The organism is Clostridium sp. SGI.024, from assembly GCF_050315195.1.
Taxonomy (GTDB): Bacteria; Bacillota; Clostridia; order Clostridiales; family Clostridiaceae; genus Clostridium.
This window is the reverse complement of the sequence record NZ_JBNPON010000114.1, coordinates 1-3979: the sequence shown is the minus strand read 5'-3', so window position 1 is coordinate 3979 and position 3979 is coordinate 1. Positions and strand designations below refer to the sequence as shown.

Below are 3979 nucleotides of genomic sequence, written 5' to 3'. Positions count from 1 at the left end.
CTAAGCCTTCTTGATAAATAATAAAATTAAATATCAATCCAATTTTTGCCTCCGCTATCGAAGGCCTTTTCATCATACTTAAATTTAGAGCAAATTTTGAATTTTAAAGAATAAATTGAAATTTATTCCTTAAATTTGATTAACTCTATTTTTTCATACGAAACTTTACACTATCAAATATTAATTTGAGTAAATTTATTACTCTTTTTAATTATACCATATTATATAAAATAATGAAATTTTTCTCTAATGAAAAATATTAATTTCGCTAAATTCGGATTTCACGAAGAAATAAAAATTAACGAATTCAAGCCATTTATAAACTATGTTATAATAGAAAAATATCAGTTAATTGTTTACTATTTCTAAACAAAATTAAAAAAGGTACTATTTCGCAACTAAGATTGCGAAATAGTACCTTTTTATTCCCTATAAGAATCTTCATCATTAATTTTCTTTACTGCTGCTTCATATTGTTCATTAGTAAACGGAATATTATTTTTCTTTAATAATCCTACATACTTTTCTAAGTCTACTATCCTTTCACCTTTTCTCATTTCGAAATGATCATTTAGATCTTTTGTTTTCCACTCATACATATCTTAATTTATCCTTTTTAATTCCAATTAATTATTAACTTATTTATTCTTTCATAATCTTATTTAACTCTAAATTTTTATATTTATCATATTTAAAGATGACTTTTTGGTACCAGGCATAATCTGAGTGTAAATTTTATTTAGCGAAATATAAAACATTCATAGTGAATTAATTGAACTTATTTGAATGTTTACTAAATACTCTTATATTTTTCTTAATAAATATAAATATCTTTTTACTAAAAAAATAAAAAAAGGTAACGACATAGAACCTATATTTAAAATTACAAATATGGAAAAGTATTCCCTATTTAAGGCAAATGTTCTAAAGAAAACAGATGAAGAAATTAATAGACTTACTGATCTTAAGATAGTTTCTGTTGAAGAAAAAGAAAAAAATAAAGTTGTTAGAATTAAAACAATTATTACTAAAAAAACTAATGAAGAATTAGAACGCCAGTTTAAAAATAGATGTATAAATACAAATGAAACTAGTGTTAGTGAGCCTATTCGTTTACAGATAGAAAAAATGACAGAAAATATTGACAATATTGATTTAAATGTTAAAAAAGAAATTGCATCTCATTTTGGCTTATCTATACGCTCTATTGAAAGATATATTCTTATTAATTCTAAATTAATTAAAGAATTGAAAGAATTATTAGATTTAAATTTTTTAAGCGTTTCAACTTGCTATAAATATGCACAGGTTTTAAGTGAAGAAAAACAGTTAAAGGAGTTTAATTCTTTAAAGAGAAAAGTTAATAAATTTAAACTTAAATTAATTCCAGAATTAGTTGAAGCAATTGAGCAGTTTAAAATAACTTATATCCAAGCTGAAAAATATAGCGAAAAAAATAAATAAGAACAGTTATTATTCTATGAAAGAAAATTAGGTGATAAGAAAAAGCGTGGTAGAAAAATAACTGCTATTGATGTTGATTATACTGATGTTAAAGAAGATGATAATTCTTCTGATACATATATTGCTAATAATGGCATTGACCCTATTAATAAAATTAAAGAAATATTATCATTTGATATTTCTGATAAACAAGCTGATGTTATTTATAATAATTCTAATAAGAATTTAGAGTACATAGAATATATTTTTAATGAAATGATACAATTAACCACTAATGGTTATAAAATTAAAAATGCTTACTCTTGGTTAGCTGAAATGGTTAAACCTAATGTTTATAATAAACCTGTTATTATTGAAAATAAGTCGAATAAACTTAAATTTGATAATTTTAAAGGCAGAGATTATGATTATGATAATTTAGAAAAGAAATTATTAGGCTGGGATATTGATGATGATTCACTTGATTCTTCTGATTCATCTGATGATATAATTATTGATGATACTGATTCTCTTAATAATGTTAATAATAATGAATCTTCTACTTCACTAAATGAGCTTATCGAATTAGAAAAATTAAAAGGTTCATTGGAACTTTTTTTAGAAAATAAATTTGGTACTGTTCAATATAAAACTTGGTTAGAGCCTGGTATTATTAATCTTGAAAAGAAAGATGATATTATAATTCTAAAATATAATAACATAACTAATGCTAAGTTATGTATTGAAAAGGTTAAGAAATCTTATTTAAGTGATATTATTAATTTTTCTAAACAAATTGATAATAAAATTTCAGATGTTTTGCTTGAGGTTATTTAAGGAGTTTAAAAAACTCCTTTTTATTTATATCTTTTGTGAGTTTTATAATGTATTTGGATTTTTTTATACAATAATATATAATTAATTTATGTATTATTTTAAAAGGAGTGATTTCATTGTTTAAAAATCCAATTGATTTATTTAAAAAGATTTTCTATTCCAGATAAAGTAGTTGTAGAAGATTCTTCTTGTGATGATTCTACTATTTCTTTAGATAATGAATTTAAATTTCTTGATAAGTTATTTCATTGTTCTTTAGGAAAAGAATTATCTTTAGGTATCACTAAAGATATGATTGGTAGATTAGAATATTCTTATATTCTTAAAGATTACTCTATTAATGGCATTTATAATACTGTTACTCTTGAATTAGAAAGAAAGTATTATACTTTTGGTATAAGTTTTTATAATATTACTGATATTAAAACTAATGGTCCTAAAGTTTGGATTTATTCTACAGATGGCAATTGGAGATTTTATCATTCAATTTCTAATGATGAACTTTCTTCTTTAGGTGATGATTTTAGATCTGATAAAATCGAACTTAAATCTGATATTCATGTTTATATGCAATATTTTTATTCTAATCCTCTTAAATATTATGTTGGAAAGTTTCTTTATGATCATAGAAAGTCAATTAATTCTGTAATTACTCATATCATACTTCTGACAAGTTTGAGGATGAAATTACTTTAGTTAATATTTTAGAAACTAGCTGATATAGTGATTATAAAACTGGTTCTATTTATTCTTTTTCTGAATTTGGCCAAGTTGCTCTTTTTCATTATGATTTAAAAGGAATCTTGTTTATTTATTGTTGATATGCTTCCAGAGGAGACTTCTTATGGGCTTGGTAGTAGAGCTATAAAATTTATGAAAAAAATAGCTCTTGAGAATTGAATTAAGAAATTAAAAGGATCATTATCTCTCTTTGATTTAAGTACACATAAAGATAGATTATTACATTTTTATGCTAAAAACGGATTTACTATAACTGATAATAAAATAGAGAAATTTTTATAATCTAGGTAGGAACTATATTAATAGCTTGGTAAACTTGTACCGTTAGTTATGTTGACCAAAAAGCTTTTACTTCTATAAGTGGAGAGTAATTCAGTGTAAATAAGAATATTATTATGGGGGATATAATATAAAAAAAATAATAAGTATTTTTATCATTTTCATTTTATTAATTATTACTGGATGTCTTAATAAAAATATAAATCAGTATAACTATTCTTATAAAGGGAAAAATGAATTTTGGACTGCTGAATATCATATAACTGGAAATGATACAACATGCGAAAAAATATTTACAATAACTTATAATTACGATATATCTCAATTATCTTCTATAAAAAGACTAGAAATATCATATGAAAGTAGTGTTGCTAACGGGGGAATTGAAGAGATTGTTCAACCAGAAAAGAGTTATACTTTAAAATCTACTACTTCTGGTGGTGTAATTGAAAGTAAGGATGAAGTTATAAAAGTTACTATAAATATAGATGGACATATTCAAATACTTGAATTAAAAAACTAAAGGGAGAGTAGATAAATTTGTGTAAAACACAAATCTATCTACTCTTTTTTCGTATGATTAGTTGGTAGATTTGGAATAATATACTATGAAAAAATTTAGGAGGACTTTTTATGGCAGGAAAAACGTAAGCATCAAAAATTTGATATCTAGTTAATG

At 23.2% G+C, this 3979-nt stretch carries 4 protein-coding genes; 3 read left to right on the top strand and 1 reads right to left on the bottom strand.

The annotated features are described in order from the left end of the window. Positions 1-422: 422 nt before the first annotated feature. A complete protein-coding gene (locus tag ACQRD5_RS16760; protein WP_294170835.1) occupies positions 423-599 on the bottom strand; it encodes a hypothetical protein in 177 nt (58 codons plus the stop codon). A gap of 292 nt (positions 600-891) precedes the next feature. On the opposite strand from ACQRD5_RS16760, the gene ACQRD5_RS16755 reads away from it, so the two are divergent. From ACQRD5_RS16755 to ACQRD5_RS16745, 3 genes are all read left to right on the top strand, one after another. Continuing rightward, positions 892-1464 (top strand): hypothetical protein, encoded by a 573-nt coding sequence (locus ACQRD5_RS16755; protein ID WP_427747086.1) that lies wholly within the window; start codon positions 892-894, stop codon positions 1462-1464. 255 nt (positions 1465-1719) lie between these two features. After that, positions 1720-2280: a hypothetical protein gene (locus tag ACQRD5_RS16750; protein WP_427747085.1), complete on the top strand. Its 561-nt coding sequence runs from the start codon at positions 1720-1722 to the stop codon at positions 2278-2280. 132 nt (positions 2281-2412) lie between these two features. Further along, positions 2413-2976 carry a hypothetical protein gene (locus ACQRD5_RS16745; protein ID WP_294170830.1) on the top strand — a complete coding sequence of 188 codons (564 nt, stop codon included), beginning with the start codon at positions 2413-2415 and terminating at the stop codon, positions 2974-2976. Positions 2977-3979 lie beyond the last annotated feature (1003 nt).